Annotated in this window: 14 protein-coding genes; 8 read left to right on the forward strand and 6 right to left on the reverse strand. The window is 70.7% G+C overall.

Annotated features, from left to right (window positions below):
- Positions 1–5: 5 nt before the first annotated feature.
- The 5 genes from ACYVO6_RS16410 to ACYVO6_RS16430 all read right to left on the reverse strand — a co-directional run bounded on the left by ACYVO6_RS16410 (position 6) and on the right by ACYVO6_RS16430 (position 4,694).
- Positions 6–1,157, reverse strand: a complete 1,152-nt coding sequence (locus ACYVO6_RS16410) for a thiolase family protein (protein ID WP_461061850.1) — start codon at positions 1,155–1,157, stop codon at positions 6–8.
- Positions 1,154–1,603 (reverse strand): Zn-ribbon domain-containing OB-fold protein, encoded by a 450-nt coding sequence (locus ACYVO6_RS16415; protein ID WP_461061852.1) that lies wholly within the window; start codon positions 1,601–1,603, stop codon positions 1,154–1,156. The genes ACYVO6_RS16410 and ACYVO6_RS16415 overlap by 4 nt, the downstream gene beginning before the upstream one ends.
- Before the next feature lie 10 nt (positions 1,604–1,613).
- Positions 1,614–2,528 carry an SDR family oxidoreductase gene (locus ACYVO6_RS16420; RefSeq protein ID WP_461061854.1) on the reverse strand — a complete coding sequence of 305 codons (915 nt, stop codon included), beginning with the start codon at positions 2,526–2,528 and terminating at the stop codon, positions 1,614–1,616.
- 148 nt (positions 2,529–2,676) lie between these two features.
- Positions 2,677–3,387 (reverse strand): hypothetical protein, encoded by a 711-nt coding sequence (locus tag ACYVO6_RS16425; RefSeq protein WP_461061856.1) that lies wholly within the window; start codon positions 3,385–3,387, stop codon positions 2,677–2,679.
- Positions 3,387–4,694 (reverse strand): phenylacetate--CoA ligase family protein, encoded by a 1,308-nt coding sequence (locus tag ACYVO6_RS16430; protein ID WP_461061858.1) that lies wholly within the window; start codon positions 4,692–4,694, stop codon positions 3,387–3,389. Before ACYVO6_RS16430 ends, ACYVO6_RS16425 begins: the two co-directional genes overlap by 1 nt.
- A 168-nt stretch (positions 4,695–4,862) precedes the next feature.
- Here ACYVO6_RS16430 and ACYVO6_RS16435 point away from each other — a divergent pair, with 168 nt between their 5' ends.
- The 6 genes from ACYVO6_RS16435 (at position 4,863) to ACYVO6_RS16460 (ending at position 11,828) form a co-directional block, all read left to right on the forward strand.
- Complete coding sequence (locus ACYVO6_RS16435) at positions 4,863–5,654, forward strand: electron transfer flavoprotein subunit beta/FixA family protein (RefSeq protein WP_461061898.1); 792 nt, start codon at positions 4,863–4,865, stop codon at positions 5,652–5,654.
- Positions 5,655–5,709: 55 nt separating this feature from the next.
- Positions 5,710–6,675 carry an electron transfer flavoprotein subunit alpha/FixB family protein gene (locus ACYVO6_RS16440; protein ID WP_461061860.1) on the forward strand — a complete coding sequence of 322 codons (966 nt, stop codon included), beginning with the start codon at positions 5,710–5,712 and terminating at the stop codon, positions 6,673–6,675.
- Positions 6,676–6,744: 69 nt separating this feature from the next.
- Positions 6,745–7,824 carry an amidohydrolase family protein gene (locus ACYVO6_RS16445; RefSeq protein ID WP_461061862.1) on the forward strand — a complete coding sequence of 360 codons (1,080 nt, stop codon included), beginning with the start codon at positions 6,745–6,747 and terminating at the stop codon, positions 7,822–7,824.
- A 65-nt stretch (positions 7,825–7,889) separates the two neighbouring features.
- Complete coding sequence (locus tag ACYVO6_RS16450) at positions 7,890–10,343, forward strand: bifunctional acetate--CoA ligase family protein/GNAT family N-acetyltransferase (RefSeq protein ID WP_461061864.1); 2,454 nt, start codon at positions 7,890–7,892, stop codon at positions 10,341–10,343.
- A gap of 3 nt (positions 10,344–10,346) precedes the next feature.
- Positions 10,347–11,321: an LLM class flavin-dependent oxidoreductase gene (locus ACYVO6_RS16455; RefSeq protein ID WP_461061866.1), complete on the forward strand. Its 975-nt coding sequence runs from the start codon at positions 10,347–10,349 to the stop codon at positions 11,319–11,321.
- Between the two features lie 12 nt (positions 11,322–11,333).
- Positions 11,334–11,828, forward strand: a complete 495-nt coding sequence (locus ACYVO6_RS16460; RefSeq protein WP_461061868.1) for a PaaI family thioesterase — start codon at positions 11,334–11,336, stop codon at positions 11,826–11,828.
- Between the two features lie 105 nt (positions 11,829–11,933).
- Here the strand turns inward: ACYVO6_RS16460 and ACYVO6_RS16465 are convergent, their stop codons facing one another.
- The gene (locus ACYVO6_RS16465) at positions 11,934–12,950 is read right to left on the reverse strand and encodes an Lrp/AsnC family transcriptional regulator (protein WP_461061870.1); all 1,017 of its coding nucleotides are present in this window, start codon (positions 12,948–12,950) and stop codon (positions 11,934–11,936) included.
- Positions 12,951–13,092: 142 nt separating this feature from the next.
- On the opposite strand from ACYVO6_RS16465, the gene ACYVO6_RS16470 reads away from it, so the two are divergent.
- Together ACYVO6_RS16470 and ACYVO6_RS16475 are read left to right on the forward strand one after the other, a co-directional pair.
- Complete coding sequence (locus ACYVO6_RS16470; protein ID WP_461061872.1) at positions 13,093–14,712, forward strand: DHA2 family efflux MFS transporter permease subunit; 1,620 nt, start codon at positions 13,093–13,095, stop codon at positions 14,710–14,712.
- A 349-nt stretch (positions 14,713–15,061) separates the two neighbouring features.
- Positions 15,062–15,567: aldehyde dehydrogenase family protein (locus tag ACYVO6_RS16475; RefSeq protein WP_461061874.1), on the forward strand; the 506-nt coding region annotated here is incomplete at its 3' end.

Consider the following 15,567-nt stretch of genomic DNA (forward strand, 5'->3'; position numbering starts at 1 on the left):
CGCGGTCAGGTGGACAGGATGGTCACCGCCGACACGCCGGGCGCGCCGTACAGGTGGGTGTAGCCGACGCGGGGCGTGCCGGGGATCTGCCGGGTGCCTGCGGTGCCGCGCAGCTGGAGCACGATCTCGTGGATCTGGCGCAGTCCGGAGGCGCCGATGGGCTCGCCGTTGCCGAGCAGTCCGCCGTCGGTGTTGACGGGGAGCCGTCCGCCGATCTCGGTGGCGCCCTCGGCGATGAGGCGTTCCTGCTCGCCGTCCTTGCAGAGCCCGTTCTCGGCCATGTGGATGATCTCGGATCCGGCGTCGGTGTCCTGGAGTTGGGCGATGTCGACGTCCTCGGGCCCGATGCCCGCCTGCTCGTACGCGGCCCGGGAGGCGTCCACGGTCGGACTCGCCACCGGCTCCCCCACCGGCACGGACGGGCTCTGCACCTCGAAGGCGCCGAAGCGGCGGCTGCGCAGGGCGGTGGCCCGGACCCGTATGGGCGTCGAGGTGGTGTATTTGTGGGCCTGGTCGGCCCGGCACATGACGACGGCGGCGGCGCCCTCGTCCGGTCCGCAGTACATGAACTGCCGCAGTGGGTAGTTGAGGACCGGTGAGGCGAGGATTTCCTCGACTGTGAGCGGCGTGCGGCGCCAGGCGTTCTCGTTGCCTGCGGCGTTGCCGAAGTTCTTGGCCGCCACGCGTGCGAGCGTCTCGTGGGAGATGCCGTGGTCGTGCATATAGCGGTTGATCTTCATGCCGAAGAAGTGGGTGGTGAGGAAGAGCCCGGTCTGCCCGTACCAGGAGGGGATTCCGGCGACGGACGGGTCGGCGGCGAAGGCGCCGCGCGGGTGCTTGTCCATTCCGATGGCGATGGTCAGGTCGTGCTCGCCGGTCTCGATGGCGCGGGCGGCCATCGCCACCGCCGTACCGGCCGTGGCGCAGCCGTTGAAGACGCCGCGCAGCGGTACGCCGGTGAGGCCGAGGCGGCCGACGATCGCGTCCGGGTTGGCGACCTCGAAGCTGCCGATGTAACCGGCCTGGATCTGGGGCCAGTTGACGCCCGCGTCGGTGAGCGCCATGCGTACGGCGTCCGCGCCCATGTCCATCGCGGGCTTGCCCGGGAAGCGGCCGAAGGGGTGCAGTCCCGTTCCGATGATGACCGCTTCCGTCATGACTTCTCCTCGGGCTCGTCGGCCGGGGCGAACGCGAAGGTCAGGACCTCGGTGCCGTCGGCGTCCGTGGTGTAGGGCACGAGCGTGAGCCGCATCCGCTGCCCGATGCTCAGCTTCTCCGGGTCGGGTTCGGTGAGTCGGGCCTCGACCAGGACCTCGCCGGGGAGTTCGACGTATCCGACGGCGTACGGCTCGAAGGTGGCGGCCGTGTCGGCTCCGTCGTACGGCGGTGAGGGTGGGCGGAAGCCCTGGGTGGTGAAGGTCCACAGCGTGCCGCTGTCCGACAGGAGCCGCTCCTCGGCGTCCGGGCTGCCGCACCGTACGCAGTGGGTGTCGGTGGGGAAGCTGACCAGTCCGCATGCCGTGCACTCGGTGCCGATGAGCCGGGGCTGTGCGGTGGGTGGCCAGGTGAACAGGCCGTCGGCCACAGGCTTTTGCTGCATCATGTCGTGCCCCTCACGCCGTGCCGTTGCGGTTGCCCAGGGCGTCGGCGTTCGGTGCCGCCTTGGCCACGAGGTTCGGGACGACCGAGGACAGCTCCTCGGGTGTCCACCGGGACTCGGCACTCGCGCCGGGGCCGTTGACCCAGCCCTCCAAGACAGTGATGCGGTTGCCCATCACGCCGAAGACCCGGCCGGTGACCTCGCGGGAGGCCGCCGAGCCCAGCCACACGACCAGCGGTGAGATGGCCTCCGGGGTCAGGTCCTGGGTCGCGGCGGCCCGTTTCATCATCTCGATGTCCTCGGTCAGCCGGGTCAGGGCGGTCGGCGCGATGGCGTTGACCGTCACTCCGTACCGGGCGAGTTCGGCGGCGGCGATGATGGTGAGACTCGCGAGACCGGCCTTCGCCGAGCCGTAGTTCGACTGGCCGGGGTTGCCGAAGATGCCGGACGGGGACGTCGTGTTGATCACCCGGGCGTCGTTCTGCTGCCCGGCCTTGGCGCGTTCGCGCCAGTACGCCGCCGCGTGGTGCAGGGTGGCGAAGCCGCCCTTGAGGTGGACGGCGAGCACGCTGTCCCAGTCCTGTTCGGTCATCGAGACGATCATCCGGTCGCGGAGGATGCCCGCGTTGTTGACCAGTACGTCCAGGCCGCCGAAGGTGTCGACGGCCTGCTGGACGAGCCGGGCGGCACCGTCCCAGGACGAGATGTCGTCGGTGTTGGCCACCGCCTCGCCGCCGGCCGCGGTGATCTCGTCCACCACGGTCTGGGCGGGACCGGCCGAGGCTCCCGCGCCGTCGCGCGAGCCGCCCAGGTCGTTGACCACGACCTTCGCGCCCTGCGCGGCGAACGCCAGCGCATGGGCCCGGCCGATCCCGTTGCCGGCCCCGGTGACGACCACGACCCGGCCGTCGACCACTCCTTGCGACATCCCAACTCCTACGCTCTACGCTCCGCTTGGAAGGACAGTTAGAACCTGCGGGCCGGTGGGGGCTGGTCGCGCAGTTCCCCGCGCCCCTATCGGGGCCTGCGGCCCCTCAAGCAGGCGCGGTCAGCGCACCGGCACTCACCAAGACGCCCTAGTTGATCTCTGCGAGCAGCACCCGCGGGTCCTCGCTGCCGCACCCGCACCGGCCGGTGACCACCTGGCCCGCAAGGCCCAGAGGCGTTTCCGGAAGGCCGGACCCGCGCCCCTCCCCCGCCGCGATGAACAGCCCTCCGTCCTGCTCACCGACCCGCCACTCGGCGCCGTTGATGTGCGCTCCGGACCTCTCGGGACACTCCAGCGCGAGGGCCGGACCCACCGTCGTCATCAGGGCGGCGGGCACACCGGCCCGGCGCAGCAGCGGTACGGCGGCCGGGCGGGCCAGTACGACCTGCGTGGCCCGGAACATCTCGCCGATGTCGGCGCCGCCGCTGAGTCCCTCCAGGGTCTCGGCGGACAGGCCGATCACCGCGTGAGGCTTCAGTTCCCGGTGGAAGACCGCGGTACGGCGGTGGTCCCAGCCCATCGCCTCGGCGATGCCGTACGTCACCTTCAGCGCGCGCAGCGCCCCGATGACCGAGCGGCCCCAGAAGCCCTCGAATCCGGAGGCGGTCAGCAACGCCCGCTGCCCAGCGGCCAGTTGGTGGCCGCGCAGCGCTTCGGCGACCCAGGCGGTGTCGCGGTCGATCTCCGCCCAGGTCAGCTCGGTTTCCTGGATGCCGTCCGCGGTGGGGAAACGCACGATGTAGGCGAGGTCGGGCCGGTCGAGCTCGCGGGCCCTGGCCAGGGTGTCGGCGCGTGCCATCAGCTCTTCACCACCCTCGGGAACTTGGCGACGCTGGTCATGGTCTGCAACAGCTCCTCCTCGGTGCGCAGATCGAGCACCGGCTCGACACCGGTCCGCTCGTGCACGGCCTTGCCGAGCCGCCCCGCCAGGGCCTCGACATCGCCGGTGAGTGCGGGGTCGTAGCCGACGCGCAGCCGTAGTTCGTCGACCTCGCGTGCCGCTCGTACGATCTGGAAGACGCCCGCCACCGTCTCGGGCTGGTCCTCCACCGCCTGCCAGATGTCCCGCAGGACCACGGAACGCCCCTGGACGAGGGTCTCGTCGCCGCGTCGGCCTGCCACCCACATCCGGGCGTGGGTGCGTCCGCAGCCGCAGGTGTCCCGGGACAGCCGTACGAGGTCCTCGCTGCGGTAACGGATCAGCGGCGCGGCCCGGTTGTCGAGGTCGGTGGCGACCAGTTCGCCGACGGTGCCCTCCGCGACCTCTCGCGACCCGGATTCGTCGATGTCCAGGCACTCGGCGAAGACGGTGTCCTCCCAGAGGTGGAAGCCGTCGTGTTCCCGGCACTCCCATGCGGTGCCGGTGTCGGCCGCGCTGGTGTACTCGTAGACGTCGATACCCCAGTCGTCGCGGATCCGGTCACGCATCCTGCGGCTGAGCGGCTGGCCGGCGCACGAGGCGCCCTTGAGCGAGGAGAACGCCTCCTTGAGGTCCACCTTGTCGGCCAGGTGCTCCAGCTCCACCATCTGCGGATACAGCATCTGCAGGTAGGCGGGGCGGTAGGTGCGGACGGCCTCGACGACCTCGTGCATCTTGCCGAGCCAGGTGTCCACCTCGACGACCACCGCGCCGAGCGCCTGGTAGCCGGGGTCCATGAGATTGCGGAAGGTGCCGGGCGGGCTGAGCACCACGTCCCCGGGCCGCAGTCCCAGCTCCCACAGGTCACGCACCTGTGCGGTGATCAGGGGCGGTGCGTCCTCCCAGATCTCGGCGAAGAACTCCGGGTCGCCGGTGGTGCCCGAGCTGGAGGACACGGAGGTCAGCTCCTCGGGCGGGACGCAGAGCAGTCCGCCGAAGGGGTCCTTGGTGCGGGCGCGGTAGGCGCGCACCATGTCCTTGGTGATGAAGGGGATGCGTTCCTGGAAGTCCTCCAGGGAGCGGATGTCCCGCGGGTGGACCCCGTGCTCGTCCCAGAGTTCGCGGTAGAAGGCCGAGTTGCCATAGGCGTACTCGACCAGCTCCAGGACCCGCTCCTGCTGCCTCGCACGGAGCTGATCGCGGGGCATCGTCTCCACCTGTGGCTCGAAGTACCTGTCACCGGCCATGGCGCCTCCTCGCAGCCTCGTTCGGCTGCCCAGATCTTCCAGCTATCAGCGTAATGAGTCAACTAATTCGACGGAATCAGCCAGAGATCCGGCCGACGTCGGGTCAACTCTCGCGTCAGCCCGAACTATATAGTTAACTATTAGCACTCATTCAGCCAGAGTGGAGGTATCGCGTTGAAGATCGTTGTCTGCGTGAAGCATGTGCCCGATGCCACGGCGGACCGGGCGTTCACCGAGGACGGCACCACCGACCGGGACGCGGTCGACTCCGTCCTGTCGGAACTCGACGAGTACGCCGTCGAACAGGCCCTGCGCATCATCGAATCGGGTGTCGACGCCGAGGTCACGTATCTCACCGTCGGCCCGGACGACGCGAAGGACGCCCTGCGGAAGGCGCTCGCGATGGGCGGCGACCGCGGAGTTCATGTGAGCGACGACGACATCCGGGGCAGTGACGCACTCGGCACCTCGCTCGTACTGGCCAAGGCGATCGAGCGGCACGGCTTCGACCTGGTCGTCTGCGGGATGGCCTCGACCGACGGCTCGATGGGGGTCGTCCCGGCGATGCTGGCCGAACGGCTCGGCGTCCCGGCCGTCACCCATCTCGACGAGCTCGCGGTCTCGGTCGAGGACGGCTCGGTGACCGGCCGCCGCGAGGGCGAGTCCGCGACCGTACGCGTCCAGGGCACGCTGCCGGCCGTGGTGTCGGTGACCGACCGGTCCGGCGACGCCCGCTACCCGTCCTTCAAAGGGATCATGGCGGCGAAGAAGAAGCCCGTGGAGAACCTTGATCTGGCCGATCTGGACATCGAGCCCGAGTGGAGCGGCCGGTCCGCCGCCCGGTCGGCGGTCAACAGCACGGCCAAGCGACCGCCGCGTACCAAGGGAGAGATCGTCCCGGACGAGGGGGCGGGCGGCGTCGGGCTGGCCACGTTCCTCACCACCAAGAAGTTCGTCTGACCCAAACCGCCAGGCTCACCCTTCGGCGGGCCTCCCACGCAAGGAGTAATGCACCGTGGCCGAGATCCTCGTCCTCGTCGACCATGTCGACGCCGCCGTACGCAAGCCGACCCTCGAACTCCTCACCCTGGCACGCCGCTTGGGCGAGCCCTCGGCCGTCTTCCTCGGGGCGGGCGCGGACACGGCGACCGACATCCTCGGCACCTACGGCGCCCAGAAGGTGTACGTAGTGGACGCCCCGGAGGTCGGAGAGCACCTGGTCACTCCGGCCGTCGACGCCCTCGCGCAGATCGCCGCGAGCAGCGGGCCGGCCGCCGTGCTGCTGCCGTCGAGCCTCGACGGCAAGGAGACCGCCGCGCGGCTCGCGGTGCGTCTGGAGTCGGGGTTGATCACCGACGCCGTCGACATCACGGCGGACGAAGACGGGCGGCCCGTCACCGAGCAGTCCGTGTTCGCGGCGACGTACCAGGTCACGGCCCATGTCACCGAGGGCGTCCCGGTCATCACGGTCAAGCCGAACGCCACCGCCCCCGAACCCGCACCGGCCATCCCCGTCGTGGAGAAGGTGGACGTCACCTTCGGCCCCGCCGCCACCGCCACGCGCATCCTGTCGCGCACGCCACGCGTCGGCGGCGACCGCCCCGAGCTGACCGAGGCCGACATCGTGGTCTCCGGGGGCCGGGGCGTGAACGGCGCCGAGAACTTCGCCGTCATCGAGCGGCTCGCGGACACGCTCGGCGCGGCCGTCGGCGCCTCTCGGGCCGCGGTGGACGCCGGCTGGTATCCGCACAGCCACCAGGTCGGCCAGACGGGCACCCAGGTCTCCCCGCAGCTCTACATCGCCGCCGGGATCTCCGGGGCGATCCAGCACCGGGCGGGCATGCAGACCTCGAAAACCATCATCGCCGTCAACAAGGACGCGGACGCCCCGATCTTCGAGCTCGCCGACTACGGCGTCGTGGGCGACCTCTTCAAGGTGCTTCCGCAGTTGGCCGAGGAGATCGACAGGCGGCGCGGCTGAGGCTTCCCGTAGCCCGGTACAGCATCTAAAGTAGCTAACTAATTGCATCCATTGACCCGAAGGAGCGCCATGACGAAGATCTGGGTCAACTCGGGAGACTCCCATGTGATGGAGCCCGACGACCTGTGGACCGAGGCCCTGCCGCCGCGTCTCGCCGAGCGGGCGCCACGCAGTGAGCGCGGCGAGAAGTACGAGGTGCTCTACATCGACGGCGAGCGCATCGACCGCCAGCTCAACGACTTCATGGACGCCATGCGCCCGCCGGGTGCCCGGGATCTCGACGTACGGCTGAAGGACCTCGACCAGGAGGGCGTCTGGAGCCAACTGGCCTTCCCCTCCATGGGGTTCTGGCTGGTCTCGATCACCGAGCCGGAGCTGGCCCGGGAGACCGTACGGGCCTGGAACGACTGGGCGCACTCCGAGATCCTCGGCAAGAACAAGCGCGTCATCACACCCGCCTGTGTGTCCACGGCGGACATCGACGACGCGGTCGCCGAGGTCGAGCGCGTGGCGGAGCTCGGCTTCAAGTCGGTCTTCCTGCCGTGCTCCACGCGGCCCGGCGAGGAGTACGCGCTGGACCGCTGGGAGCCGCTGTGGACCGCCGCCGAGCGGGCCGGAGTGGTGCTCGCCTTCCACATCGGCACCGGCGGCGAGAACGTCGTCTTCCGCGGTCCCGGCGGCGCGGTCGTCAACTACATGGAGACGACCTACCCGGGCATGCGCGTGGTGGCCCACATGGTCGCGGGCGGCGCCCTGGACCGCCACCCCGACCTGAAGATCCTCATCGCCGAGGGCGGCGCCGGGTGGGTGCCGGCGATCGGCGACCGGATGGACGAGGCCTACCGCCAGCACGGCATGTTCGTACGGCCGAAGCTGAGCCGGCTGCCGAGCGAGATCATCCGTCAGCAGGTGTACGCCTCCTTCCAGCACGACAAGAGCTCCGTGGAGGTGGTGGAGGCGACGGGCTACTACAACGTGATGTGGGGCGACGACTACCCCCACCTCGAGGGCACGTACGGCCACACCCAGTCGACGCTGCACGAACTCTTCGAGGGCGTGGACGACAAGATCCGTGAGCGGGTCACCCGCGGTACCTTCAACGAACTCTTCAGCCCGCCGGAGCAGACTCCCGAAGAGGCCGCCGTCTGAATCGCGCCATTCGCTGAAACCCCGTCCGCTGACCCCCGTCCGCGAGGAGGCGCGAAGAAGCGCTCATGACCCGCCATCCCGAATCTCCCGAATATCCCGAGGATCTGGAACAGCCCGGGCTCGTACGGACCGGCCGGTCGACGTTCATCCGTCCCATCCGGCCGGACGACGCCGACCGGCTGGTCGACTTCGTCGGCCGGCTGTCGCGGGCGACTCTGGCGTTCCGTTCCCTCGGCCCGGTGGTCCGGGCCCGGGACGAGGTGATCCGGCGCGGCGCGCACGTCGACTACCTCAACGAGCTGGCCCTCGTCGCCCTGGCCGGTGACGAGATCGTCGGCCTGGTCCGCTATCTGCGCGACGCCGAACGGCCGGACCACGCCGAGGTGACGTTCACGATCCGCGACGACCACCAGAGCGAGGGCTTCGGGCGGCTGCTGCTCGAGCACATCGCCGCGGCGGCGCGGGACCGTGGGATCCGGGTCCTGGAAGCGGACCTGCTCACCGACAACGTACGCATGATCAATGTGTTCCTCGGCTCCGGCTACCGGGTCGAGACCGGCCCGCCCGGCCAGATCCTGCACTTCGACATCGCCATCGACCCGCAGGCCGAGGCGGTGGCCCGGGCCGAACGGCGTGAGCACACGGCCGTACGGCGCTCGCTGCGCCCCTTGCTCGAACCGCGGTCCGTCGCCGTCGTCGGCGCCAACCGCAGCCCGCTGACCATCGGCCACGAGATCGTGGCCAACCTGCTGCGCGGCGGCTTCCCCGGCAGCGTCTTCCCCGTCAACCCGCACGCCGACGAGATCGCCGGGGCGCGGGCCTATCCCAGCATCCGGGAGCTGCCCGAGCCTCCGGATCTGGTGCTGGTCGCCGTACGGGCCGAGGCCGTTCCCGGAGTCGTACGGGAGTGTGCGGAGGCCGGCGTCAAGGCGGTGGTCGTCGTCTCCACGGGCTTCGGCGAGACGGGTCCCGCGGGGCGCGCGGCCGAGCTGGAGCTGGCCCGGTTCGCGCGGGCCTCCGGGATGCGGCTGGTGGGCCCGAACTGCATGGGCGTGGTCAACACCAGCTCCGGGGCACGGCTGGCCGCGACCTTCTCGCCCGCCCTGCCCGCGCCCGGCCGGGTCGCGATGTCCAGCCAGTCCGGGCCGCTGGGACTCACGGTCCTTGACCTGGCGCGGCGGCTGCGCCTCGGCTTCTCCGGTTTCGTGTCGGTCGGGCACTCCGTCGACGTGTCCACCAACGACCTGCTCCAGTGGTGGGACGAGGACCCCGGCACCTCGGTGATCCTGCTGCACGTCGAGCACTTCGGGGATCCGCGCCGGTTCGCCCGTATCGCCCGCCGGGTCGCGCCGCGCAAGCCGATCGTCGCGGTCCATCCGGGGCACGCGGACTCGGCCGTCGACTCGCTGTTCGCGCAGTCCGGGGTGATCCGTACGCGGAGCCTCCAGGAGCTGTTCGACGTCGCCCTGCTGCTGTCCCATCAGCCTCCCCCGCTCGGCAACCGGGTCGCCGTGCTCACCAACGCGGGCGGTCCGGCCGCGCTGACCGTCGGGGCCTGCGCGGCGAGCCGGCTACGGGTCGCCACGCTCGGCGACCGCACCCGCCAGACCCTCCGCTCGGCGCTCGCGCCCCAGGCGGAGGTCGCCAACCCGGTCGACCTGACGCCGACGGCCACCGCCGCGCACTACCGGCAGGCGCTGGACGCCGTACTCGCCGACGACGAAGTGGACGCCGCGATCGTGCTGTTCATGCCTCCGCTGGCGGACAAGGCGGACGAGGTGGCGTCGGCGATCCTCGACGCGGCGTCGGCCCAGCCGTCGAAACCGGTGGTGACCAGTTTCCTGGGCGGCGCAGGCGTCGCCGATCTGCTGCGCCGGGGCGAACTGGTCGTACCGACCTACGCGTTCCCCGAGTCGGCCGCCGCCTCGCTCGGTCATGCGGCGGCGTACGAGGCGTGGCGGAGCCGTCCGGCCGGTTTCGTACCGGACCTCGACGGCATCGACACGGAGCGTGCGCGGGCGCTGCTCGCCGGGCTGTCCGCGGGACCGGTTCCGGCGTCCGTGGCCCGGGAGTTGCTGGGGTGCTACGGGATCGACGTACACACCGAGGCACCTGCCGACGTACGCACCGAGCCGTCCGGCTCCGGCCGGGACGCGTTCCTGCGCGTCGAGGCCGATCCGGTCTTCGGGCCGGTGGTCGCTTTCGGGCTCACCGGCGACTACGCCGACCTCATGGCGGACGTCGCGTACCGCGTCACTCCGCTCAGCGACCGCGACGCGCGCGAGATGATCCGCTCGCTGCGGGCGGCGCCGCTGCTGGACGGCCGGGTGGGCGGGCTCGGCGTTGATCTGGCGGCGTTGGAGGAGACCGTGCTGCGGATCTCCGCGATGGTCGAGGACCTCCCGGAGATCGAGTCGATGGACCTGCGGCCGGTACGGCTGGCGCCTCCCGGGGAAGGGGTCTCCGTCACCCGGGCGGAGATCCGGCTGTGCGAGCCGAAGAGCCGTGAGGCGGTCTGAGTCATGAAGGTGGGCATCTACTTCGATCTGCGCAACCCGCCGCCCTGGCAACGGAGTTGGTCCCGGGTCTACGGCTTCGCCCTCGAGATGTGCGAGGAGGCGGACCGGCTGGGGCTCGACTCGGTCTGGTTCTCCGAGCACCACGGCTTCGAGGACGGCTACCTCCCGCAGCCGCTCACCATGGCCGCCGCCGCTGCCGCGCGCACCCGCCGGGTACGGCTGGGCACGGCCGTGATCCCCGCGCCGTTGCACGCGACGCCCGAGATCGCCGAGCAGGCCGCGCTCGTGGACATCCTGAGCGAGGGACGGCTCGATCTCGGCCTCGGCACGGGGTATCGCGTACCCGAATACCGGCTGTACGGGGCGGATCTCGGCAAGCGGTACTCCACCACCGACCGGCGGGTCCGCGAGATCCGCGAGCTGTGGGCCTCGTCCTCGGTCACCCCGGGTCCGGTCCAGGATCCGCTGCCGATCTGGCTCGGCTACCAGGGTCCGCAGGGGGCCCGGCGGGCGGGCCGGCTGGGTACGGGGCTGCTGTCGCTGAATCCCGCGCTGCTCGCGCCGTATCGGGAGGGGCTCGCGGAGGGCGGGCACGAGGGGTCGGTGGCGCGGATGCAGGGTTCGTTCACCAGCTTCGTCACCGAGGATCCGGACGGTGACTGGCCGGTGGTGCGCCAGCATTTGGCGTACCAGTGGGACAGCTATCGCCGGTACATGGTGGAGGGGACCGATCAGCCGGTTCCCCGCCCCATCGATCCGGAGAAGTGGCGGGAGAGCGGGCTGCGCGCGAGTGGGTTCGCCCAGTTCCTCTACGGCACGCCGGAGATGATGGCCACGGCCGTCAAGGAGTACGTGGCCGGGTTGCCGGTCGAGGGGGTGTTCCTGTGGGCTTCACTGGCCGGGATGCCCGAGGAGATGGTCGCCCGGCAGGTTCAGCTGATCGCCGGGAAGCTGCGGCCGCTGTTGGCCGACATCTGAGGGAGTGCACATATGCCGACGCCGAACGCCCAGTGGGCCGGATCGGACTTCCAGGAGCCGCCGCGTACGACGGGCGGGGTCGCGTTGTGCGGGGCCTGTCGCGCGGCCGGGGCGTGTCGTCTTGGCGTGGACAAGGAACGGCTGGGCGAGGACGGCGTGGCGTGGTTCGAACTGGCCTGCCCGCGGTCCCAGGAAGGCGGGCCGAACGTTGCGCACGGCGGCTGGACGGCGGCCGTCATGGACGAGTGCCTGGGCCATCTCCCCTTGCTGAACCGGGTGTTGAGCGTGACGGCCGAACTGACGGTGAGCTTCGTGAAGCCGGTGCCGGTGGAACGACCAGTTCAGGTACGGGCCTGGGTCGAGCGGCGGGAGGGTTCGCGCTGGTACATCGCCGGCGAGATGGCACTGCTGCCGGGCGGCGCGGTGCTCGCGCGAGCGTCGGGGATCTGGGTTACGCGGGATCCGGGGCACTTCGCACGGCACGAGGCGTGGTTGGCGGACCAGTAGCTCCGCCGGCTGGCTCCGCTGGAGGGGCGGTCTGGAAAATGCGGGCCGTCTGGAAACTGCGGGTTGTTCGTGGCTGGTCGCTCCCCCACTCTCGGCTTCTCCCCCCTATGCGGGCGTCGGATGGACCAGGCGGCCGTGGAAGATGACGGAGGCCGCCTGCTTGAGGCGGCGGACGCGGATGCTGACCTCGTAGGCGTCGATGCCGTCGACGGCGGCGAAGCGGGTGGTGAGGTAGCCGTAGAAGTCCTCCGCGTCGCGGCAGATGACGATGGCCATCAGGTTGTGGCGGCCGCTGATGGCACCGACGAAGGCGACCTCGGCATGGCGGGCGAGTTCCTCTCCGACGCGTTCGAGGTGAGCAGGCGCGACGCGCAGCCACACCGTGGCGTTGAGGCGGTAGCCGAGGCGTTCGTGCAGCAGGTCCACGTCGTAGGAGAGCGCGCCGGAGGACTCCAGGGCCTCCATGCGGCGGGCGACACGGGCGTTGCTCCAGCCGGTGAGTTCGGCGAGCCGGGTGTGGGTCGTGCGGCCATCCTCGGCGAGCACGCCGAGGAGTGGGGCGTCCTCGGCGGTGGGCGGGAGGAGTGGTCCGGCGGGGGGCGGGGGCCGGTCGCCGGTGAGCTGCCGTATCCGCTCGGGAGTGAGCCCGGCGCCATAGCCGGTCCAGTCGGTGGTGCCGGAAGCGCCGCGGAAGCGGAACGAGTGGATGAGCAGGTCGATGTCCACGTCCAGGACGGAGGCCGCCCTGGGCAGTTGCCGCAGCAGGACGTCGTCGCGCTGCGCGTCGAGCGCCGAGTCGACCGGTGAGCGGATCACGCAGTTGATCTCCGAGCCGCCGGAGGCGAGATTGGCGTAGGCGACGTCGGGCCGCCGAACGAGGGAGTCGGCGATCGATCCGACGCTGTCGGGGCGGCAGCGGATGCGGGCGATCCACTGCGCCTGCCCGTACGCGGCCGGGTTGACCAGGCCCACCACGCGGAGCACCCCGTCGCGACGCAGGGCGTGGTAGCGGCGGGCGGCCGTCTGCTCCGACACGCCCACCACCTCGCCGATGCGCCGGAACGGGGCGCGAGGTGCGCATTGCAGCGCATGGAGGATTTTTCTGTCAATCTCGTCCAGCATGTCGGGAGTATGTCATCAAAGGGCGCTCAGGTAGAGGTTTGTATTCGATTCCGGCCTCTGCCTTAGGGATCAGCGGCCGATGAGGCGGATGCTGGGGCGCGGTCTCTGAGCAGGAAGAACGTGGCTCCCACGGCCCGCACGCATGCCCATCTCACCGACCGACCGCGGCGCCGCCGCCGCACACGAGAAACCGGAGAAATCCGTGAGCGCCACCACCACGGCGATCAAACCGACGGACCGGCGTACGGCCACGATCGTCATGGCGTGTCTCGGCGTGTTCATCGCCTATCTGCCGATCACCACGGTCGCCGTCAGCCTGCCCGCGATCCAGCGGGCGCTGAACGCTTCGACCGCCCAACTCACCTGGGTCCAGGCAGCGTTCGTCCTGCCTGTGGCCGCTTTGATCCTCACCGCCGGGGTCTTCGGCGATGTCCACGGCCGCAAGAAGGTCTTCCAGGCGGGCCTCGCCTGCTGCGCCGTGGGGGCCGCCATCGCCCTGTGCGCGCAGAACATCCAGACCCTGTGCATCGGCCAGGCCGTGACCGGTCTGGGCTCGGCCGCGCTGTTGCCCACCACCCTCGCGCTGATCAGCCACGCGGTCCCCGACCACAGGGAACGCGGCAAGTTCATCGGCATATGGGCCATGGCCCTCCTCGCGGCCCTGGCCTTCGGCCCGGTCATCGCCGGGGTCATCCTCGATCACGCCGCCTGGCGCTGGATCTACCTGGCGCCCATCCCCGTCTCGCTCGCCGCGATGGTGGCCGCCGTCCCGCTGCTGACCGACTCGCGCGCCCCGCACCAGCGCAGGCTCGACTGGCCCGGCCAGATCATTGCCGCGGTGGGGATCACCGCCCTGGTCTACGGCGTGATCGAGGGCGGCGCCCAGTCCTTCACCGACGCCAAGGTGGTCGTCGCCCTGACGGTGGGCGTCGCCGGTCTGATCGTCTTCGTCGTGGCAGAACGGCGCAGCGCGAGCCCCATGCTGGACATGGCGTTGTTCCGCAGCGCGGGCTTCGCCGCCACCGCCCTCATCGCTCTGATCACGTTCCTCGGACTGATCGGCTTCTTCTTCGTGCTCAGCCTGTACTTCGGCATGGTGCAGCAGCTCGACACGCTGGAGGCGGGCGCCCGGCTGTGCCTCGTGCCCGCGGCCGCCATGGTCGCCTCCTTCCCTGCCGGACGGCTTGGCCACCGTGTCTCCGCCCGAGTCATGATCACCGCCGGTCTGCTGCTGATCGCCGGATCACTACTGGCCCAGACCACCCTCGACGCCGACTCCTCCTACGGCTCCATCGCCTGGCGGCTGATCATGCTGGGCCTGGGCATGGGCATGGTCACCACGCCGATGACCGCGACCTCCATCGCCTCCGTGCCGCACCACATGGCGGGCATGGCCTCGGCCGGCAACAACGCCTTCCGCCAGGTCGGCGGGGCGCTCGGCCCGGCGATCCTCGGCACCCTGCTCACCACCCGGGCCGTCGGCGCGCTGCCCGGCCACCTCGCCGACGCCGGCGTGACGGGGACGGAGCAGCGGGCCATCGTCTCCACTGCGGACGCGGGGGGCCTGGGCGCGGTCGCCGGCATGGACCTCGGCGCCGACGCCGGCCGGGTCTACGACGCCCTCAGCGACTCCCTGCTCGACGGGATGCGCCTGGGCCTGAGCGTCTCCGCGGGCCTGGTCCTGCTCGCCGCCGCCTGCGCGGTCGCCCTGCTCCGCCGCCCCCGGCGGACGGCCGCCGTTCAGGCCGGGACGCCGGCCTGAACGGGGCCGCCGCGCCCCTTCGGTCTCCTCCGTGGAGGCTCCCGGCAGCAGGCGGTGCCCGGACGCCGGAGCACGAGGACCGGCTGGGGTGGTCCCGGCGGATTGCCGCGTACAGATCGGCCTTGGATTTCGGCAGGCGCATCGGTGCCCCAGAGGGAGAAGCACAGCCATCGTCCCACCACAAAGCCCCAACTGCCCTTAAAACTCAGCGACATCGCTTTCGCCGACACGACGGTGCCATCCGCACCGAACGACAAACGACATCACGACTCACCGACAGAGCCACCCACACGGCCTGACCCCGACGATCCAGTCCCTTCCCTCTCAACTCCCTTCATCAGGAGCAGTCATGACGCACGACTACAGTTCCCTGTTCATCGACGGCCAGTGGGCCGCCCCGCACTCCGCCGACGTCAACACCGTCATCAACGCCACCACCGAGCAGGCCATGGGCCGGACCCCGGTCGGCGACAGCGCGGACGTGGACGCCGCCGTCGCCGCCGCCCGCCGGGCCTTCGACGGCACCGGCTGGTCCGACCTGGAGCCGGACGCCCGGGCGGACGCCCTGGAGCGGTTCGCCAACGAACTCGAGAAGCGCTCCACCCTCATCGCCGAGACCGTCACCGCCGAAAACGGCATGCCCATCTGGCTCTCGATTCCGGCCAACGCGTTGGCAGGAGCCGGGCTCCTGCGCTACTACGCGGGCCTGATCCGCAAGTTCCCGCTGGAGGAGGTGCGGCCTTTGGGCGACCTGCAGGGCGAGGTTCTGGTACGGCGTGAGCCGCTGGGCGTGGTGGCCGCCCTGGTGCCGTGGAACTATCCGCAGGCCCTGGCCATGATGAAGATCGCTCCCGC

Source organism: Streptomyces pseudoechinosporeus (assembly GCF_054783935.1).